This window comes from Nocardioides asiaticus (genome assembly GCF_040049175.1).
GTDB lineage: Bacteria > Actinomycetota > Actinomycetes > Propionibacteriales > Nocardioidaceae > Nocardioides > Nocardioides cheoyonin.
In genome coordinates this window covers 777,003-795,367 of the sequence record NZ_JBDZDM010000002.1, presented here as the reverse complement: position 1 = coordinate 795,367, position 18,365 = coordinate 777,003, and the positions used below count along the sequence as shown (strand labels likewise).

Here is an 18,365-nt window from a genome sequence, read left to right as displayed (position 1 = left end):
GGGACGGGAACCGGGACGCTGGTCGAGCCGCCGGAGCGAGGAACGAGCGACGGCGTGCCGAGACCAACAGAGTCGCTCGGAGGACCGTCCGGCCCCGAGGACGGCCCCGACGGCGCCGAGGACGGCCCCGATGAACCGCAGCCGGCGAGCGCGAGGATCAGCCCCGTGATCGCCGCCGCGACCCGGATCATGACCTGCTCATGACCGGGCGACGTCCCGGTGGATCCGGCCGGCGGTGGAGGCGAGTCGCTCGCCGGAGCCGCCCCAGCGGCCGGCGATGATCTCGGCGGCGATGGAGACGGCGGTCTCCTCCGGCGTACGCGCGCCCAGGTCGAGCCCGATCGGCGAGGACAGCCGGGACAGCTCCTCCTCGGTGAGCCCGGCCTCGCGCAGCCGCGCGAGCCGGTCCTCGTGCGTACGCCGCGAGCCCATCGCGCCGACGTAGGCGACCTCGGGCAGGCGGAGCGCGACCTCGAGGAGGGGTACGTCGAACTTCGGATCGTGGGTCAGCACGCAGACGACCGTGCGGGCGTCGATCCGGCCCTCCTCCGCCTCCGTGGTGAGGAAGCGGTGCGGCCAGTCGACGACCACCTCGTCGGCGTCGGGGAACCGCGAGTGGGTGGCGAACACCGGCCGGGCGTCGCACACCGTCACGTGGTAGCCCAGGAACGAGCCGACCCGGGCCACCGCGGCGGCGAAGTCGATCGCCCCGAAGACGAGCATCCGCGGCTTGGGCGCGAAGCCCCACACGAAGACCCGCATGCCCTCGCCCCGGCGCTCACCGTCGGTGCCGTAGGTCAGGGTGGCGTTGTTGCCCTGAGCCAGCAGTCCGAGCGCGTCGTCGTGGACCGCATCGTCCATCCGGGAGCTGCCGAGCGAGCCCTTCATGCCGTCCGGGCGGACGATCACCCGGCGGCCCATCACGGCAGGGTCCGGGTGCTCGATCACCGTCGCCAGCGCGACGGGTCGGCCCTCCCGGATGTCATCGGCGATCTCACCGAGCTCGGGGAAGGTCTCCTGGTTCACCTTCTCGACGTAGACGTCCAGGATCCCGCCGCAGGTCAGCCCGACCGCGAAGGCGTCGTCGTCGGAGACGCCGTACCTCTCCAGCACCGGCGTCCCGGAGTCCACGACCTCCTGGGCGAGGGTGTAGACGGCGCCCTCGACGCAGCCCCCCGACACCGACCCGACCGCCGACTCGTCCGGCCCGACCAGCATCGAGGCACCGGCGGGGCGCGGCGCCGACTGGAACGTCGCCACCACGGTCCCCATCCCCACGGTCTCGCCCGAGTCCCACCACTTCATGAGCTCGTCCAGTACGTCACGCACGGGCGATCACCTCCATCAGCTCCTCGTAGGTCGCGAGCGAGTGCCCGGCGAGGAAGTCGTCGACATGCGGGAGGACGGCGAGTACGCCGGCCTGCACCGGCTCGTAGCCCGCCTTCCCGCGGTGCGGGTTGACCCACACGACCCGGTGCGCGATCCGGTGCAGCCGCTCCATCTGCTCGCCGAGCAGGGTCGCGTCGCCACGCTCCCAGCCGTCGCTGATCACGACGACGACGGCGCCGCGCGCCAGACCGCTCTGGGTGTCGAGGAAGCGCTGCAGCGTCTCGCCCAGCCGGGTGCCGCCGGACCAGTCGGGCACCGTCTCGCCCGCCGCCACCAGCGCCCGGTCGGCGTCGCGCAGGCTCATCGCCCGGGTCAGCTGGGTGAGCCTCGTCCCGACGGTGAAGACCTCGACGGCCCGCGAGCCGGTACGCGCTCGCGCCGAGGTGACCATGCGGTGGGCGATGCGCAGCACCGCGTCGGCGTACGCGCTCATCGAGCCGGACACGTCGGCCAGGACGACGACCCGGCGCGGCCGCGTGCCGCGGCGGCGCCATCGGATCTCGGCGGGCTCGCCCATCCGGCGCAGGCTCGCGCGGAGCGTGCGGGTGGGGTCGACCCGGCCGCGCCGCCAGGCCTGCTGACGAGGCGTACGCCGGCGGGGCGGCCGCACCTCGAGCCGGCCCACGAGAGCGGCGAGCTGCTCGCGCTCGGCCGGGTCAAGGCCGGCCACGTCGCGGTGGCGAAGCACCTCGGCCGCACTGGCCTTGGCGCGCACGGGATCGCCGTCGGGACCGGCCCCCTCACCGGTCCCGACGGTCTCGGGAAGCTGCGAGGGGGTCGACACCCGGGCCACCGGCTGGGTCCGGGGCAGCTCGTCGGTGCCGAACCACGCCTCGAAGACCTGGTCGTAGCGGCTGAGGTCGTCCGGCCCGGCGCAGAGGGTCGCCCGGCCGGCGGCGTACGTCCCGGCCGGGTCGCCGGCGCCCACCAGCGCGACGGCGGCGAGGTAGCCCTGGGCGCGGTCCTGCGTCACGGGCACCCCGGCCGCGCGCAGCGCCCGCGTGAAGGCGAGGAACACCTCGTCCGCATCGTTCGACGCGGTGGTTGAGGAGGTTGCACTAGCAACCGTCTGGAAACCACCCGCGCCGCTCGGACCGCTCATGCCAGCATCCGGTCCAGGGCGGCGCGGACGCGGTCGGCGTCCTCGCGGTACTTCACCAGGGCGCCCAGCGTCGCCGCGGCGGTGGCGAGGTCGAGCCGCTGGGTGCCGAGGTGGTTGAGGGCACGGGCCCAGTCGAGCGTCTCGGCGACGCCCGGGGGCTTCTGCAGGCTGTCGGTACGGAGCTCCTGCACGATCCCGACGACCTGGCGGGCGAGCTCGGCCGACACCTCGGGCGCGCGGCTGCGCACGATCGCCACCTCGCGCTCGAGGCCGGGGTGGTCGATCCAGTGGTAGAGGCACCGGCGCTTGAGCGCGTCGTGGAGCTCGCGGGTGCGGTTGGAGGTGAGTACGACGACAGGCGGCACCGCCGCGGCGACGGTGCCGAGCTCCGGGATGCTCACCCGGTAGGTCGACAGGACCTCGAGCAGGAACGCCTCGAACTCGTCGTCGGCCCGGTCGACCTCGTCGACGAGCAGGACGGCGGGGCTCTGCTGGAGCGCGGCCAGCACCGGTCGGGCGAGCAGGAAGCGCTCGTCGTACAGGCTCTTCTCGGCCTCCTCGACCTCGGCCCCGTGGCCGGCCGCCTCGAGGGCACGCAGGTGCAGGATCTGGCGCGGGAAGTCCCAGTCGTAGAGCGCCTGGGTGGCGTCGATCCCCTCGTAGCACTGCAGCCGCACCAGCGGGAGGCCGAAGGCCTCGGAGATCGCCTCGGCCATCGCGGTCTTGCCGGTGCCGGGCTCACCCTCGAGCAGCAGCGGCCGCTCCATCTTGAGGGCGAGGAACACCACGGTCGCGAGCTCGGGGTCGCTCAGGTAGCCGGTCGCACCGAGTCGCTCGGTGACCGTGGCGGGGGTCAGCTCCATACCTTCGAGAGTAATCCGAGCGGCGTTGGATCCGGGTTGGGCTTCCATTCAGCGCTCAATCGGGTGGTTTGAGCCTGCCGCGACCGCGGAAACCATGTCGGAAAGCGGCCGGGCCGGTCCCGGTCCTGATCTCGGGGGAACCATGCACGCACCGACCCTGGCGGCCGGCGTCGCGGGAGCGCTGCTCGGCGGCGTACTCCTCGCGACGCCCCCACCCGTCACAGCCAGCACCGCACCCAGCACCGCACCCAGCACTGCAGCCAGCACCAGCTCCTGCGCGGAGGGCTACACGACCGAGCAGGGCACCTGCGCGGCCCCGGTGGAGCAGCATCCGCTCACCGGCGCCCAGCGACGGCAGCGGGCGGAGAAGGACGAGCGGATCTCGACCCTCCACGCCGCGTTCGTCGCCCAGGCGAGCGGGAGGAGCGCCGACGACGCCGCGTCGCCACCGGTGCGCAACTACTACCTGCCCGAGGTCGCGCGGATGACGATCTTCAAGGAGGGCCAGGGCAACGGGAGGAAGAGCTACACCTGCGGGCCGGCGGCGACCCGCAACATGGTGGCCGCGATGTACGAGCACGCCGACGGCAGCTACAAGAACATCAGCGAGGACCAGTTCGCGATCTGGGAGGGCACGACGAGCAACGGCACCGCCCGGGCCAACGTCGCGGCCGCGCTCAACAACCACTTCTCCCGGTTCGGGAGCTGGAAGACCTGGCGCCCGTCCGACCGGTTCGCCATGCTGGCGACGATCGCGGCCGACACCCACGACTACCACCAGTCGGTGATCCTCAACGTGGACACGGAGTACTACTCGTTCTTCAACGGCAAGGCGCTCAACCACTTCGACTTCGCCTACGGCTACGACAACACCAACGCGGCGAAGCGGATGGTCTACGTCGGCGAGGAGTGGGACCCGGTCTTCACCTACGGCTCGAGCTCGTACGGCAACCCCTACGGCAAGCACCGCGAGCAGCTGTGGAACGTCTGGCAGGCGGTCATGCACACGAGCATCCACGGGATCGTGGCGTGACGCGCGCCCCGGCCGTGGTCGTCGCCGGGGCGCTGGTCGCCCTCGCCACGATCACGGCCGGCTGTGGGTCGGGGTCGCCGGGTGCCGGCCCGTCCGGGGGTACGCCGTCGGACGGCTCCTCGACGGGCCGCTCGCCATCGGCCGCCACGGCGTCGAGCCCGTCCACCGGTCCGCTCGCGCTGCACCCGACGACCAAGGTGCGGGTGCCCGGCAGTGTCGGCCCGGTCAGGCTGGGAGACGACGAGGTCGTCTTCCCGTTCTCGGACGGGAGCGACGACAGCTGGCGCGAGGTCGGCGTGGCCGGCTTCGACGACAGCAGGCCGCGGGTCGTCGCTAAGAGCGCGTGGCCGCACGGCCTGATCAACTGGGTGGCCGCGACCGGCGACTGGGTGGCGTACGTCGACCAGTCGGCCGAGCAGAGCGACAGCTCACCCGACGTGCGGTGGCGGATCCGGGCGGTCGACACGAGGACCGGCGAGACGGTGCAGCTCGCCTCGAACGGCGACGAGCCCGACCCGTACGTCCCCATCGTCCTCGGCCAGGACGGCTGGTTCTTCTGGACCTCCGCCGAGTCCGACCGGAGCGCGCGGGAGTCCGTGTGGAAGCCGGGCTGGGGCGCGCCCAAGGACCTGCTGCGCCACACCGAGATGACGCCCGGGAGCGAGACGCTCGCGGGCGACCGACTCGTCTACCTCGGCGCCGCCGCCACCGGCGCGCGCGGCCACACCGTCGGCGGCGACTGCTGGAGCGTCCCGATCACCGGCGGCGACCCGGCCCCACTGACCCACACCGCCCTCGCGATGGGGTGCGCGGCCGCCGGCGACGACGTCGTCTGGACCCAGCACATCGAGCAGAACCCGAAGCGGATGCCGGCCCTCGGGATCCTCGACGACCCCTACACCGTCTGGTCCCAACCGCTCGACGGCGGGCGGCCGACCCTGCTCAACCGGGGCTACATCCTCTCCTCCCCCGCCCTGGCCGGCGACGGCTTCGCGTCCTGGGACCCCGACGGGCGCCGGGTCGTTCGCTCGCTGACCTCCACCAAGGAGGTCCGGCTCCCGCCGGGGAGGTATGCCGTCGGCAGCGCCGCCGCCGGTCGGCGGCTCGCCTACGCCACCGTGGGCAACGGCGGCACCACGATCCACGTCGACGAGGTCTCGGGCGGCTAGCGCCCGGATGGTCGGGCGTCGACGTCGGCCCCGGTCGCGAGGTCGCCGCACTCGACCGGCTCGGTGCCGTGTGACCGCAGGTACGCCTTCGCGCCCTGGTCGCCCGCCAGCGTCTCGGCGACACCGGCCCAGTGGTCGCGGCCGATCAGGACCGGGTGGCCCGGGACGCCGGCGTACGTCGCCCGCGCGAGCGCCGACGGGGAGGCGAGGGCGCCGACCCGGGCGATGACCTCGGGGCCGACGTCGGGGAGGTCGACGAGATGGACGAGTACGGCGTCGGCCGGCTCGCCCGCGACGGCGGCGAGCCCAGCGCGGAGCGAGGCCGACATGCCCTCCGCCCAGTCCTCGGCGACCACGACCCGCTCCTCGCCTCCGAGCCGCGCACGGGCCCGATCGGCCGCCGCTCCGAGGACGACGGTGACGTCGTCGCAGCCGCCCTGACGCAGGACCGCGACCGAGGTGATCAGCCAGTCGTCGACGAGCGCCTTCGGCGTCCCCATCCGCCGGCCGCCGCCGGCGGCGAGGAGCAGGCCGTGCAGCGTCGTTGCGGGCGGGGTCACCGGAACGCCGCGGCGTACAGCCTGGTCAGCCGGGGGGTCTTCTCGCCGGTGAAGCCGCACCCCATCACCTGCGCGTCGCCGCCCGCGGCGACGAGGTAGGTGTGGCCGGGCGCGAAGGTGGGCGTCGACTCGGTCGTGCGGGCCGGGAGCGCGATCCGGACGGTGTCGGTGCCGCCGAAGCCGTCGGAGAAGAGCCACTTCGTGACGTCGAGGACGGCGGTGCCGGTGGACTGGTCGACCTCGCCGACGGTGGCCTCGAAGGCCAGCGTCGCGCCCGACTTGAGCCGGTCGGCGGACGGCAGCAGGCAGCGGCCGGTCTGCGGCGTCACGGTGAGCGCCAGCGGCTGCGACCCGGACGCGGAGTCGGACGCCGAGTCGGACGCAGCGCCGGTGTCGGTGGACGCTGCGGCCGATGGGTCGGCACGGAGGCCGCCGTCGGTGTGGCCGTCGTCGCCTTCGCCGAGCCACAGCACCGCCGACGCGGCCGCTGCCACGACCAGCACCGCGACCGCGACGGCCGCCGCGACCCAGCGCCACGGCGAGCGCGGCGGGGTCGGCGTGCTGGTCTGTGGCTCGACGTCGAGGCTCATGTCTCCATGATGCGACACGACCGGTCGTCGATTGCGGCGGGACACCCGCTCGGTCAGCCGAAGGCCTGGCTGTAGAGGCTCTCCAGGGAGCCGGACTCCTCGCCCGTCAGGCCGCATCCGGACAGCGTGCCGTCCGTGGCGATCGCGAGCAGGTAGGTGTGGCCGTCCTGGAAGGTCGGCAGCCTCAGTGCCGGCGCCGGCGTCGCCGACGGCAGCTGGAGCTCGATCCGCTGGGACCGCTCGCCCTTGAAGACCCGCTTCGGCTCCAGGGTGACCGTCGTACCGCTCACCGAGGTCACGGTCGCCTCGACCGCGTCCTCCTGGCCGGCCAGCGCATCGGCGTCGGCCTTCCCGCAGCCGGACGCCGGCGCGTCGGCGGGGACCGTCACCGTCTGGGTGGCCGGATGGAGGTTGGAGTCGTGCGGTCGGTCGACGAGGATCCTGATCAGGATCGCCGCGATCACCACCGCGGGCACGATCGCCGCGAGGACCAGCAGGCGGTAGTCCGGGTCCGGACCCCGCGAGGTGTCCGGGGCCTGCTCCGGAGCGTCGGTGCTCATGCACCCATCATCCGCGCCCGGCTTCCTGAGAGCGCACCGGGTCTCCTCCTGAGAGCCGCGCCCGCCGCCGTACACCCGCTGTAACGTCGTACGCACGCTCTCCCAAGTAGGGACATGACCACGCCCGACCTCCACCGGATCGCCCAGGATCCGGACGCGTTCGAGGACTTCTACCGGACGCACCTCGAGCAGGTGCAGCGGTTCGTCGCGCGGCGGGTGAGCGATCCCCACCTCGCGGCCGACCTCACCGCCGAGGTGTTCCTCGCCGCGATCGACGGCGCGCGCGGCTTCCGGCCCGATCGGGGCTCGCCGGCCGGCTGGCTCACCGGCGTCGCCCGCCATGTCGTCGCCGCCGAGTTCCGACGGCAGGCGAAGGACCGCGAGACCGTACGCCGGATCTCGGGCCGCCGCCTCCTCGACGCCGACTCCCTCGCCCGGATCGAGGAGCGGCTCGACGCCGAGCGCGAGACCCGCCGCCTGTACGACGCCCTGGCGTCCCTCCCCCGTCGCGACCGCGCCCTCATGGAGCTGGTCGCGGTCGACGGGCTGTCCGTGACCGAGGCCGCCGCCGTGCTGGGGGTGAAGCCGGGCACCGCGCGGGTCCGGCTGCACCGAAGCCGCGCCCGGGTCCAGTCACAGCTCCAACCACGCATCACGGAGGCACTCCCATGACCCTCGACACCTTCGAGCAGTCACTGCTCACCGAGCTCCGCCGGCACGTCGCCGAGGCGGCTCCTCCCGCAACCACGCGCCGCTCCCGCCGGTGGGGCTGGGCCGCCGTACCTGTCGGCGCCGCCGCGGCCGTCGCGGTCGGCGTCACGCTGACGCAGTCGCCGGCGGCGTACGCCGTCTCGGAGGACTCCTCCGGCGACGTCACCGTCACCATCCACCGGCTCGACGATGCCGCCGGCCTCGAGAAGGCCCTTGCCGCCCACGGCATCGAGGCCGACGTCGACTACGACGCCAGCGCCGCGCCGCCCGCGCCCGCCCACGGCGGCAGGTCGGTGACGGCGCGGGACGACAGCGGCGCCGGCAGGCACCTCTCGAACGACGGGCCGACACGGCCGTGCGGCGGACCGACGAGGGCACGGCTCTCTCAGGACGCGTTCAGCCTGACGGTCCCGGCCACGTGGGCCGACTCCGGCGCCGTCCTCCACCTCACCACCAGCGGTTCGGTCTCCGACGGTGTCGCCGGGCTGCAGATCCGCTGGACGGGCCACCTCCCGAAGGGTTGCTGACAGACCCCGGCTCGACGCCGAAATGGAGCAGGGCCCCTCCTCGCGAGGAAGAGGGGCCCTGCCGGTTGTTGCTTCGAGCGACCGGGTCTCGAGACGCGTCGCACGTCCCGCGCTGGCGCGCGGTCCGTGCCGACGCTCCTCGACCTTGTCGCTGGGCTTGTCCGACTAAAAGTCCATGCCGCCCATGCCGCCGGTGGGGTCGCCCGCGGGGGCGGCCTTCTCCGGCTTGTCGGCCACGACGGCCTCGGTGGTGAGGAACAGCGCGGCGATCGACGCGGCGTTCTGCAGTGCCGAGCGGGTCACCTTGGCCGGGTCGATGATGCCCGCGGCCAGCAGGTCGACGTACTCGCCGGTGGCGGCGTTGAGGCCGTGACCCGGCTCGAGGCCGGCGACCTTCTCCGCCACGACGCCGCCCTCGAGGCCGGCGTTGACGGCGATCTGCTTCAGCGGCGCCGAGACGGCGGCCTTGACGATCGCGGCACCGGTGCCCTCGTCGCCCTCGACCTCGAGCTTCTCGAAGGCGGCCTTCGCGGCCTGGACGAGCGCGACGCCACCACCCGGGAGGATGCCCTCCTCGACGGCCGCCTTCGCGTTGCGGACGGCGTCCTCGATGCGGTGCTTGCGCTCCTTGAGCTCGACCTCGGTGGCCGCGCCGACCTTGATGACGGCGACGCCGCCGGCCAGCTTGGCGAGGCGCTCCTGCAGCTTCTCGCGGTCGTAGTCGGAGTCCGACTTCTCGATCTCGGCGCGGATCTGGTTGACCCGGCCCTCGATCTGGGCGCTGTCGCCGGCACCCTCGACGATGGTGGTCTCGTCCTTGGTGATGACGACCTTGCGGGCCTGGCCGAGGAGCGGCAGGTCGGTGTTCTCGAGCTTGAGGCCGACCTCCTCGGAGATGACCTGGCCACCGGTCAGGATCGCGATGTCCTGCAGCATGGCCTTGCGGCGGTCACCGAAGCCGGGGGCCTTGACGGCGACGGACTTGAAGGTGCCGCGGATCTTGTTGACGACCAGGGTCGAGAGGGCCTCGCCGTCGACGTCCTCGGCGATGATGACCAGCGGCTTGCCGGACTGCATGACCTTCTCGAGGACGGGCAGCAGGTCCTTGACGTTGGAGACCTTCTGGTTGGCGATGAGGATGTAGGGGTCCTCGAGGACCGTCTCCATGCGCTCCGGGTCGGTGACGAAGTACGCCGAGATGTAGCCCTTGTCGAAGCGCATACCCTCGGTGAGCTCGAGGTCGAGGCCGAAGGTGTTCGACTCCTCGACCGTGATCACGCCCTCCTTGCCGACCTTGTCCATCGCCTCGGCGATGATCTCGCCGACGGTGGTGTCGGCGGCCGAGATCGAGGCGGTCGCAGCGATCTGCTCCTTGGTCTCGACCTCCTTGGCCTGCGAGAGCAGCTGCTCGGAGATGGCGGCGACGGCGGTCTCGATGCCGCGCTTGAGGCCCATCGGGTTGGCCCCGGCGGCGACGTTGCGCAGACCCTCCTTGACCAGCGCCTGGGCGAGGACGGTCGCCGTCGTCGTACCGTCACCGGCGACGTCGTCGGTCTTCTTGGCGACCTCCTTGACCAGCTCGGCACCGATCTTCTCGTACGGGTCCTCGAGCTCGATCTCCTTGGCGATGGAGACACCATCGTTGGTGATGGTGGGGGCGCCCCACTTCTTCTCGAGGACGACGTTGCGGCCCTTGGGGCCGAGGGTGACCTTGACCGCGTCGGCGAGGGTGTTCATACCCTTCTCCAGCCCGCGGCGGGCCTCCTCGTTGAAAGCAATCAGCTTCGGCATTGCTCCTGCGATCCTTCGCTTAGGGAAGTTCGTTGGACCCGGTCCGATGGGTTGCCCGCGACGGACGACCCCGCGCACCCGACGGAACCCTTCTCCGCCGGACGAGGAGCCTCAACGTCACCGGTCCGGTGTTGTCACTCTCATGCTACGAGTGCCAACGCCATGTTTAGCACTCGCCCCGGGCGAGTGCAAGAAAACCGGGAGGCTCAGAAGAGGCTCTTCACCAGGCGCTCGAACTCGAGGTCGTCGCGCTGCGGGATGCCGAACCGCTCGTCTCCGTACGGGAACGGCGACATCTCCCCCGTACGCCGGTAGCCGCGCCGCTCGTAGAACGCGATCAGGTCCTCGCGGACCGAGATCACGGTCATCTCCATCGACGTCGTGCCCCACTCCTTGCGGGCGATCCGCTCGGCCTCGGCCATCACCTGCGTGCCGAGGCCGCTGCCCTGGAGGGCCGGGCTGACCGCGAACATGCCGAAGTAGGCGTGCTCGCCGTCGGGACGCGAGCGGTGCTCGAGCTGGCAGCAGGCGACGAGGACGCCGTCGAGCTCGGCGACCAGGAGTCGGCTGTGGGGCGTCGCTATGACCTCGCGTACGCCGTCGGGGTCGGTGCGCTGGCCGTGCAGGATGTCGGCCTCGGTGGTCCAGCCGGTCCGGCTGGTGTCGCCGCGGTAGGCGGACTCGATGAGTGCCACCAGACCCTCCACGTCGGGCTCGGCGGCGTCGCGGAAGGTGAGGACGAGGTGCTGCACGGCGTACAACGTAGTCCCCGGCTGTCGATCGGGGCCTCCCTCGTCCGTCATCACGGTGACAGACTCCCTTCAACTCACCGATTGGGGACACCGACATGGCCCGATACATCATCCTGCTGCCCGAGGGCGAGGCCCGCTGGGAGGCCGCCTCGCCCGAGGAGAAGGCGGCCGGCTACGAGGTGCACGGGAAGTTCGCCGCCCTCCTCGCCGAGCGCGGCCACACGATCACGTCCGGCGCCGAGCTCACCCACTCGCGCCACACGACGACGGTCCACAAGAGCGGCGACGGGTTCACCGTCACCGAGGGGCCGTACGCCGAGGCCACCGAGCACGTCACCGGCTTCTACGCCGTGGAGACCGACGACCTCGACGACCTCGTCGAGTGCTGCAAGGTCCTCGCGGACCTCGAGCAGACCCTCGAGATCCGGCCGGTCGTCGAGCACGGGGAGGCGTGATGGCCAGGTACTACCTGCTCATCCCGAACGTCGAGGCCGAGTGGCAGGCCAAGAGCGAGGAGGAGAAGGAGGCGGTCTTCGCCGTCCACGGCCAGTTCGCCGAGCTCCTCGCCGAGCGCGGCCACACCGTCCTGAAGGGCTACGGCGCGGCGCTCGCCGACCCGGCCACCGCCGTCACCGTACGCGCGAGCGGGATCACCGACGGCCCCTACACCGAGGCCGCCGAGCACCTGGCCGGGCTGTACGTCGTGGAGAGCGACGACCGCGACGACCTCGCCGAGTGCTGCAAGCTGCTCGCCAAGGCCGAGTCGGCGATCGAGATCCGCGGGGTGGACCAGTCATGAGGCTCATGGTGATGCTGACCGAGCCGGACCACTACGACCGCTGGGAGTCGGTGTCGCCGGCGGGCCGCGAGGAGCTGGCACGACTGCTGCCGGACGACCTCACCGTCGAGATCCGCCCGACGGTCGAGGAGTGAGTCGCTGACCGCCGCGGCGCGCCTCGAGGAGCTGCTGCGCGACGAGTGGGGCCGGCTGCTGGCCCTGCTCGTCGCGCAGTACCGCCGCCTCGACCTCGCCGAGGACGGGCTCGCCGACGCCTTCGAGGCGGCGGCCCGCACGTGGGCCGCCGACGGCGTACCTCTCAATCCGCAGGGCTGGCTGCTCACCGCCGCCCGGCGCCGGATCGTCGACCGGCTGCGCTCGGAGGACGTGCTGGTCCGCAAGATGCCGCTGCTCGCGGTCGAGGCGGAGCTGACCCAGGGGGCGCAGCGGGTGATGGCGACGGTGCCCGATTCGGGGGAAGGCGAGCAGATCGTCGACGAGAGGCTCCGGCTGGTGCTGCTGTGCGCCCATCCGCGGCTCTCCCGCGAGGCGGCGGCCGCGTTGACGCTCCGGCTGGTGCTGGGCGTCCCGACCGAGGACGTCGCCCGGCTGTTCCTGCTCTCGACGCCGACGATGGCGGCGCGGCTGACCCGGGCGCGCAAGCGGCTGGCGGGGGCCTCGTTCGGCGTGCCGTCGGGGCGCGAGCTCGCCGAGCGGGTCGGCGTGGTGACCGACGTGGCCTACCTGGCGTTCACCGCGGGCTACGCGCCCGGCTCCGGCGCGGAGGTGCTCCGGGTCGAGCAGGCCGGCGAGGCGATCCGGCTGGTGCGGGTGCTGCGTGCGGTGCTCCCCGAGCCCGACGCCGAGGTGGACGCGCTGCTCGCCCTGATGCTGCTCCAGCACTCCCGGCGGGACGCGCGCGTCCGCGACGGGAGGCTCGTGCTGCTCCCCGACCAGGACCGTGCGCTGTGGCACACCGACGAGATCGCCGAGGCGCTCGGCCTGCTCGCGCCGCTCGTGCAGGCCCCGCCGGCGCCGTACCTCCTCCAGGCGCTCATCGCCTCCGAGCACGCGATCGCGCCGAGCTCCGACGAGACCGCCTGGGAGCGGATCGTGCAGCGGTACGACGAGCTGCTCGCCCTGCGCGAGAGCCCCGTCGTACGCCTCAACCGGGCCGTCGCCGTCGCCGAGGCACAGGGTGCCGAGGCCGGGCTCGCCGAGCTCGAGCAGGTCGCCCTCCCGGGGCACCGGCTGCCCGCCGTACGCGCCCGGCTGCTGGAGCGGCTCGGCCGCGACGCCGAGGCCGTGGCGGCGTACGACGCGGCCCTCGCGCTCTGCTCCAACGGGGCCGAGCGGGTCGAGCTCGCGGCCCGGCGGGCGGGAGTCGCGGCGGGGTAGTCAGCCCACCTGGTCGGGCTCGTCCGGCACCGGCAGCAGGTGGCCGAAGGGCACGTCGTCGACGTGGCCGAGCGCGGCGAGCACGGACGGGAGCATCGCCTTCGCGGTGCGCTTGTAGCCGGCGGCGCTGGGGTGGAACCGGTCGATGCTGAACATCTCGTCGGGATTGGTGATGAAGAACGGACCGACCACCTCGGCGAGCGAGACCACGTGAGCGCCGGCGGCGAGGGACGCCTCCGCCTGTGCGGCGGCCAGCTGCCGCGCCACCCGGCGGCCGAGGGAGCGCAGCGGCTGGGGCAGCGGGCGTACGGCGCCGACGTCGGGGCAGGTGCCGACCACGACCGCGGCGCCGCGCTCGCGGAGGCTCTCGATCACCGAGACGAGGTCGCTCACCGACTCGCTGATCGGGATCCGGTGGGTGACGTCGTTGCCGCCGACGATGACCACCGCGACGTCGGGGACGTAGGACGCCGGGAGCGTCGCGAGCTGGGCCGGCACCATCGAGGTCTCGGCGCCCACGACCGCGATGGTCCGCAACCGCACCGGCTGCTCGACCCGCCTCGCGATCCCCTTCGCCAGCCTGGCACCGAGAGTGCCCTTGGCGGTCTCGGCGCCCAGCCCGGCGGCGATCGAGTCGCCGACGATGAGCAGGTCGATCGGGCGGCCGGCGTACGACTTCTTGTAGATCTTGTCAGCATTCGGCGCGACCTCGCCGAGCGGCTTCCCGATGACCTGACGAGCGTGCTCGGCCTGACGCTTGAGCAGGGTGACGAACCCCAGCCCCGCGGCCGCTCCGACGACACCGACGGCACCGGCCACGCCGGCGGTCACGGCGGCGATGCCGATCTGCTTGGCCTCCTGCGTGCGTGAGCTCATGCTTCCTTGTTACAGCACGCTCGTTAACACCACGCGTAACACGCGGCGGTCAGCCGCCGGCGACCGCCGGAATGATCGAGACCTTCGCTCCGTCGGGCGTCGGCGTTGCCAGCTCGCCGGAGAAGCGGACGTCCTCGTCGCCGACGTAGACGTTCACGAAGCGCCGCAGCGCGCCGTTGTCGTCGAGGACGCGCCCCTTGATGCCGGGGTACGACGCCTCGAGCGCCTCGATCACCTCGGCGAGGGTCGCCCCGTCGGCGGTCACCTCCGAGGAGCCACCCGTGTAGGTGCGCAGGATCGTGGGGACCCGGACCGAGACCGACATCAGGCCTGCCCGATCCCGGTGGCCGCGAACGCGTCGTACGACGGCGCGATGGTCGCCGCGGGGGCGACCGAGCCGCTCACGGCGTCGAGCGTCTTCAGCCCGTGGCCGGTGTTGATGATGACGGTCTCGAGCGTGGGGTCGAGCTGGCCGGTCGCGACGAGCTTCTTCAGGACCGCGGTCGTGGTGCCGCCGGCGGTCTCGGTGAAGATCCCCTCAGTGCGGGCCAGCAGGACGATGCCCTCGCGGATCTCCTCGTCGGTGACCTCCTCGACGGCACCGCCGCTGCGGCGGGTCGCGTCGAGGACGTAGATCCCGTCGGCCGGGTTGCCGATGGCGAGCGACTTGGCGATGGTGTCCGGCTTGACCGGCCGGATCGCGTCGACCCCGGACTTGAAGGCGGTCGAGACCGGGTTGCAGCCCGTCGCCTGCGCGCCGAAGACCTTGTAGGGCTTCTCCTCGACGAGGCCGAGCTTGATGAGCTCCTGGAAGGCCTTGTCGACCTTGGTGAGCTGGGAGCCGGACGCGACCGGGATGACGATCTGGTCGGGCAGCCGCCAGCCAAGCTGCTCGGCGATCTCGAAGCCGAGCGTCTTGGAGCCCTCGGCGTAGAACGGCCGGACGTTGACGTTGACGAAGGCCCAGCCGTCCTCCTCGCCCGCGATCTCGGAGGCGAGCTTGTTCACGTCGTCGTAGTTGCCCTCGACCGCGACGAGGTTCTCGGTGAAGACGGCCGAGTTGACCTGCTTGGGCTGCTCGAGGTTGCTGGGGATGAAGACGACGGTCTTGATGCCGGCCCGGGCGCCGGCGGCGGCGACCGCGTTGGCGAGGTTGCCGGTGCTCGGGCAGGCGAACACGGTGGAGCCGAGCTCGCGGGCCGCGCTCAGCGCGCAGGCGACGACGCGGTCCTTGAACGAGTTCGTCGGGTTGGTGCTGTCGTCCTTGACCCAGAGGGTCTCGATGCCGAGCTCGCGGGCGAGGTTGTTCGCCTTCAGCAGCCGGGTGAAGCCGGGCTCGGTGTTGGGGCTCTGCTCGATGTCCGCAGGCACCGGGAGCAGCGCCTTGTAGCGCCAGATGTTGCGCGGGCCGGCCTCGATCTCCTCGCGGGTCACGGCCGGGAAGTCGTAGGCCACCTCGAGGGGGCCGAAGCACTCCGGACAGGCGTAGAACGGACCGAGGTCGATCCGGTGCCCGCACTCGCGACACGACAGTGCGGTCGCGTTGCCGAAGGCGCCCTCGCGGATCGCAGTCCTCTCCTGCACAGCGGCGCTCATGAGAAACCTCCTCCTCATCTTCCCCGGGGCGTCCCTCGCCGCGGGCCGGAATTAGCACCTGCTCCACGTCCGCTCCCGGAGGCTGGCGTGCCTGGGCGGCGGAGGCTCGTGGTCGGTTGCCGGGACTTCGCTGGGCCGTTCCCTCAGTCCCTCTCGATGAGCAGCACTCACTCTAGGGGCGACGCGGCCGGGCCAAGAAATCGGGGTCCGAATGGCGGATGGCCTGTCCGCCATTCGGACCCCGAGCCCTGCGACCAGCGGCGCCCAAAGTGTCACCGTGACACTGTGGCGGCGGCGTCAGGCCGCGTGCGCGCCGTTGCCGTGCGACTCCTGGTCGACCGCAGTGAGCGCGCCGCGTACGACGTCGCGTACGTCGCCGACGAGGTTGATCGTCAGCGAGTCCTTGACCTCGGCGGGCACGTCGTCGAGATCGGGCTCGTTGCGCTGCGGGACGAACACCTCGGTCAGCCCCGCCCTCTGGGCGGCGAGCAGCTTCTGCTTGAGCCCGCCGATCGGCAGCACCCGGCCCGACAGCGACACCTCGCCGGTCATGCCGACCTCGCTGCGCACCGGCCGTCCGGACGCGAGCGACGTGAGCGCGGTGACCATCGTGATGCCCGCGCTGGGGCCGTCCTTCGGCACTGCACCGGCGGGCACGTGGACGTGGATCGCCTTGTCGAGGACCGACCGGTCGACCCCGAGCTCCTCGGCGTGCGACCTGACGAAGGAGAGCGCGATCTGGGCGGACTCCTTCATCACCTCGCCGAGCTGGCCGGTGATGGTCAGCCCCTGCTGGCCCTCCGCGGCCGAGGCCTCGATGAAGAGCACGTCACCCCCGAGCCCGGTCACGGCCAGGCCGGTCGCGACGCCGGGCAGCGAGGTCCGCTCGGCCGACTCCGGCGTGAACCGCGCCCGCCCGACCAGGTCCTTCAGCTGGTCGGCGCCGACGTCGACGTGGGTCGCCTCGCCGGTGGCGAGGAGAGTGGCCGCCTTGCGGAGCGCCTTGGCGATCAGCCGCTCGAGCTGGCGTACGCCGGCCTCGCGGGTGTAGTTCGCGGCCAGCTCGCGCAGGGCGTCGTCGCTCACGCTCACCTCGTCGGCGGTCAGCGCTGCGCGCTCCAGCTGCCGGGGCAGCAGGAAGTCGCGGGCGATCGCGACCTTGTCGTCCTCGGTGTAGCCGTCGATCGTGACGAGCTCCATCCGGTCGAGCAGCGCGCTCGGGATGGTCTCGACGACGTTGGCAGTGGCGATGAAGACCGCGTCGGACAGGTCGAGGTCGAGCTCGAGGTAGTGGTCGCGGAAGGTGTGGTTCTGCGCCGGGTCGAGGACCTCGAGCAGCGCCGCCGCCGGATCGCCGCGGTAGTCCGCGCCGACCTTGTCGACCTCGTCGAGCAGCACGACCGGGTTCATCGACCCGGCCTCCTTGATCGCGCGCACGATCCGCCCCGGGAGGGCGCCGACGTACGTCCGCCGGTGACCGCGGATCTCGGCCTCGTCGCGGACGCCGCCCAGCGCGACCCGGACGAACTTCCTGCCGAGGGCGCGCGCGACGGACTCGCCGAGCGAGGTCTTGCCGACGCCGGGAGGGCCGGCGAGCAGGATGACGGCACCGGAGCCGCGGCCACCGATGACCTGGAGGCCGCGCTCGGCGCGGCGGGCGCGGACGGCGAGGTACTCGACGATCCGCTCCTTGACCTCGTCGAGGCCGTGGTGGTCGGCGTCGAGCACCGCTCGGGCGGCGGCGACGTCGGTCGAGTCCTGCGTGGTGACGTTCCACGGCAGCTCGAGGACGGTGTCGAGCCATGTCCGGATCCAGGCGGTCTCGGGGTTCTGCTCCGAGCCGCGCTCCAGCTTGTCGACCTCGCGGAGCGCGGCCTCGCGGACGTGGTCGGGCAGGTCGGCGGACTCGACCCGCGAGCGATAGTCATCCGCGCCCTCGGGCTCGCCCTCGCCGAGCTCCTTGCGGATCGCGGCCAGCTGCTGGCGCAGCAGGAACTCCCGCTGCGACTTCTCCATGCCCTCGCGGACGTCCTCGCTGATCTTGTCGGTCAGCTCGGCCTCGGCGAGGTACTCCTTGGTCCAGTCGATGACCTTCTCGAGCCGCTCCTCGACGTACGCCGTCTCGAGCAGCTCGCGCTTACGGTCGTCGCCGAGGTACGGCGCGTAGCCGGCGGTGTCGGCGATCTCGCCGGGGTCGGTGAGCCGCTGGACCTGGTCGATCACCTGCCAGGCCTCGCGGCGCTGGAGCACCGCGACGACGAGCCGCTTGTACTCGTCGGCGAGCTCCTTGGCCCTGGCCGTGACCGCGCCGCCCGGGTAGTCCTCGGCCGGCTCCGCCTCGACCCACAGCGCGGCACCGGGGCCGGTCACGCCGGAGCCGATGCGCGCGCGCCGCTCGGCGCGCAGGACGGCGGCCGGGCCGCCGCCGCTGAAGCGGCCGACGCGGTCGATGGAGGCGATGGCGCCGTACGACGCGTAGCGGTCCTCGAGCCGGGGCGCGACGAGCAGTTTGCCGTCGCTGCTGGCGCGGGCCGCGTCGACGGCCGCCTGTGCGGCCTCGTCGAGAGCGATCGGCACGACCATGCCGGGGAGGATGACGACGTCGGAGACGAACAGGACGGGAAGCTTCTCCACGGTGTCCCCTTTCAAGACTTGAGTGATAGCGACTCA

21 protein-coding genes and 1 riboswitch are annotated in these 18,365 nt (G+C 72.4%); of the genes, 9 read left to right on the top strand and 12 right to left on the bottom strand.

What is annotated here, in order from left to right:
• The first annotated feature begins 54 nt into the window (after positions 1 to 54).
• Positions 55 to 204: a hypothetical protein gene (locus ABLE53_RS09670; protein ID WP_348858635.1), complete on the top strand. Its 150-nt coding sequence runs from the start codon at positions 55 to 57 to the stop codon at positions 202 to 204.
• On the opposite strand, the gene ABLE53_RS09665 is transcribed toward ABLE53_RS09670, so the two are convergent.
• The 3 genes from ABLE53_RS09665 to ABLE53_RS09655 are packed head-to-tail and all read right to left on the bottom strand — an operon-like array spanning position 199 to position 3,354.
• Positions 199 to 1,329, bottom strand: a complete 1,131-nt coding sequence (locus tag ABLE53_RS09665; RefSeq protein WP_348858634.1) for an XdhC family protein — start codon at positions 1,327 to 1,329, stop codon at positions 199 to 201. The genes ABLE53_RS09670 and ABLE53_RS09665 overlap by 6 nt on opposite strands.
• Positions 1,322 to 2,491 carry a vWA domain-containing protein gene (locus tag ABLE53_RS09660; RefSeq protein ID WP_348858632.1) on the bottom strand — a complete coding sequence of 390 codons (1,170 nt, stop codon included), beginning with the start codon at positions 2,489 to 2,491 and terminating at the stop codon, positions 1,322 to 1,324. Before ABLE53_RS09660 ends, ABLE53_RS09665 begins: the two co-directional genes overlap by 8 nt.
• Positions 2,488 to 3,354, bottom strand: a complete 867-nt coding sequence (locus ABLE53_RS09655; RefSeq protein WP_348858631.1) for an AAA family ATPase — start codon at positions 3,352 to 3,354, stop codon at positions 2,488 to 2,490. The genes ABLE53_RS09660 and ABLE53_RS09655 overlap by 4 nt, the downstream gene beginning before the upstream one ends.
• 142 nt (positions 3,355 to 3,496) lie before the next feature.
• Between ABLE53_RS09655 and ABLE53_RS09650 the strand changes: the two genes are divergently transcribed.
• Positions 3,497 to 4,387 (top strand): hypothetical protein, encoded by an 891-nt coding sequence (locus ABLE53_RS09650; protein ID WP_348858630.1) that lies wholly within the window; start codon positions 3,497 to 3,499, stop codon positions 4,385 to 4,387.
• The gene (locus ABLE53_RS09645) at positions 4,384 to 5,556 is read left to right on the top strand and encodes a TolB-like translocation protein (protein WP_348858629.1); all 1,173 of its coding nucleotides are present in this window, start codon (positions 4,384 to 4,386) and stop codon (positions 5,554 to 5,556) included. Before ABLE53_RS09650 ends, ABLE53_RS09645 begins: the two co-directional genes overlap by 4 nt.
• Here the strand turns inward: ABLE53_RS09645 and ABLE53_RS09640 are convergent.
• From ABLE53_RS09640 to ABLE53_RS09630, 3 genes are read right to left on the bottom strand one after another with little or no spacing between them, the layout of a single operon-like run.
• Positions 5,553 to 6,116 carry a nucleotidyltransferase family protein gene (locus tag ABLE53_RS09640; protein WP_348858628.1) on the bottom strand — a complete coding sequence of 188 codons (564 nt, stop codon included), beginning with the start codon at positions 6,114 to 6,116 and terminating at the stop codon, positions 5,553 to 5,555. The two genes, ABLE53_RS09645 and ABLE53_RS09640, sit on opposite strands and share 4 nt — an antisense overlap.
• Positions 6,113 to 6,706, bottom strand: coding sequence for a hypothetical protein (locus tag ABLE53_RS09635; protein ID WP_348858627.1), 594 nt, complete (start codon positions 6,704 to 6,706; stop codon positions 6,113 to 6,115). Before ABLE53_RS09635 ends, ABLE53_RS09640 begins: the two co-directional genes overlap by 4 nt.
• Positions 6,707 to 6,759: 53 nt before the next feature.
• Positions 6,760 to 7,266, bottom strand: coding sequence for a hypothetical protein (locus tag ABLE53_RS09630; protein ID WP_348858626.1), 507 nt, complete (start codon positions 7,264 to 7,266; stop codon positions 6,760 to 6,762).
• A 114-nt stretch (positions 7,267 to 7,380) separates the two neighbouring features.
• On the opposite strand from ABLE53_RS09630, the gene ABLE53_RS09625 reads away from it, so the two are divergent.
• Together ABLE53_RS09625 and ABLE53_RS09620 are read left to right on the top strand one after the other, a co-directional pair.
• Positions 7,381 to 7,938 carry an RNA polymerase sigma factor gene (locus ABLE53_RS09625; RefSeq protein ID WP_348858625.1) on the top strand — a complete coding sequence of 186 codons (558 nt, stop codon included), beginning with the start codon at positions 7,381 to 7,383 and terminating at the stop codon, positions 7,936 to 7,938.
• Positions 7,935 to 8,504: a hypothetical protein gene (locus ABLE53_RS09620; protein ID WP_348858624.1), complete on the top strand. Its 570-nt coding sequence runs from the start codon at positions 7,935 to 7,937 to the stop codon at positions 8,502 to 8,504. The genes ABLE53_RS09625 and ABLE53_RS09620 overlap by 4 nt, the downstream gene beginning before the upstream one ends.
• A gap of 165 nt (positions 8,505 to 8,669) precedes the next feature.
• Here the strand turns inward: ABLE53_RS09620 and groL are convergent, their stop codons facing one another.
• A complete protein-coding gene (gene groL / locus ABLE53_RS09615; RefSeq protein ID WP_348858623.1) occupies positions 8,670 to 10,295 on the bottom strand; it encodes a chaperonin GroEL in 1,626 nt (541 codons plus the stop codon).
• Positions 10,296 to 10,501: 206 nt separating this feature from the next.
• Positions 10,502 to 11,047 (bottom strand): GNAT family N-acetyltransferase, encoded by a 546-nt coding sequence (locus ABLE53_RS09610; protein ID WP_348858622.1) that lies wholly within the window; start codon positions 11,045 to 11,047, stop codon positions 10,502 to 10,504.
• 95 nt (positions 11,048 to 11,142) lie between these two features.
• Here ABLE53_RS09610 and ABLE53_RS09605 point away from each other — a divergent pair, with 95 nt between their 5' ends.
• The 4 genes from ABLE53_RS09605 (at position 11,143) to ABLE53_RS09590 (ending at position 13,223) form a co-directional block, all read left to right on the top strand.
• A complete protein-coding gene (locus ABLE53_RS09605) occupies positions 11,143 to 11,502 on the top strand; it encodes a YciI family protein (RefSeq protein WP_348858621.1) in 360 nt (119 codons plus the stop codon).
• On the top strand, positions 11,502 to 11,846 hold the full coding sequence (locus ABLE53_RS09600) for a YciI family protein (protein ID WP_348858620.1): 345 nt from the start codon (positions 11,502 to 11,504) through the stop codon (positions 11,844 to 11,846). Before ABLE53_RS09605 ends, ABLE53_RS09600 begins: the two co-directional genes overlap by 1 nt.
• On the top strand, positions 11,843 to 11,980 hold the full coding sequence (locus ABLE53_RS09595; protein ID WP_348858618.1) for a hypothetical protein: 138 nt from the start codon (positions 11,843 to 11,845) through the stop codon (positions 11,978 to 11,980). Before ABLE53_RS09600 ends, ABLE53_RS09595 begins: the two co-directional genes overlap by 4 nt.
• A gap of 232 nt (positions 11,981 to 12,212) precedes the next feature.
• Complete coding sequence (locus ABLE53_RS09590) at positions 12,213 to 13,223, top strand: RNA polymerase sigma factor (protein WP_348858617.1); 1,011 nt, start codon at positions 12,213 to 12,215, stop codon at positions 13,221 to 13,223.
• On the opposite strand, the gene ABLE53_RS09585 is transcribed toward ABLE53_RS09590, so the two are convergent.
• From ABLE53_RS09585 to lon, 4 genes are all read right to left on the bottom strand, one after another.
• The gene (locus ABLE53_RS09585) at positions 13,224 to 14,099 is read right to left on the bottom strand and encodes an SGNH/GDSL hydrolase family protein (RefSeq protein WP_348858615.1); all 876 of its coding nucleotides are present in this window, start codon (positions 14,097 to 14,099) and stop codon (positions 13,224 to 13,226) included.
• Between the two features lie 49 nt (positions 14,100 to 14,148).
• A complete protein-coding gene (locus ABLE53_RS09580) occupies positions 14,149 to 14,424 on the bottom strand; it encodes a MoaD/ThiS family protein (protein ID WP_348858614.1) in 276 nt (91 codons plus the stop codon).
• On the bottom strand, positions 14,424 to 15,695 hold the full coding sequence (gene thrC / locus ABLE53_RS09575) for a threonine synthase (RefSeq protein ID WP_348858613.1): 1,272 nt from the start codon (positions 15,693 to 15,695) through the stop codon (positions 14,424 to 14,426). The genes ABLE53_RS09580 and thrC overlap by 1 nt, the downstream gene beginning before the upstream one ends.
• Before the next feature lie 11 nt (positions 15,696 to 15,706).
• A riboswitch (SAM riboswitch) is annotated at positions 15,707 to 15,858 on the bottom strand.
• Between the two features lie 134 nt (positions 15,859 to 15,992).
• Complete coding sequence (lon, locus tag ABLE53_RS09570; RefSeq protein WP_348858612.1) at positions 15,993 to 18,329, bottom strand: endopeptidase La; 2,337 nt, start codon at positions 18,327 to 18,329, stop codon at positions 15,993 to 15,995.
• Between the last annotated feature and the right edge of the window lie 36 nt (positions 18,330 to 18,365).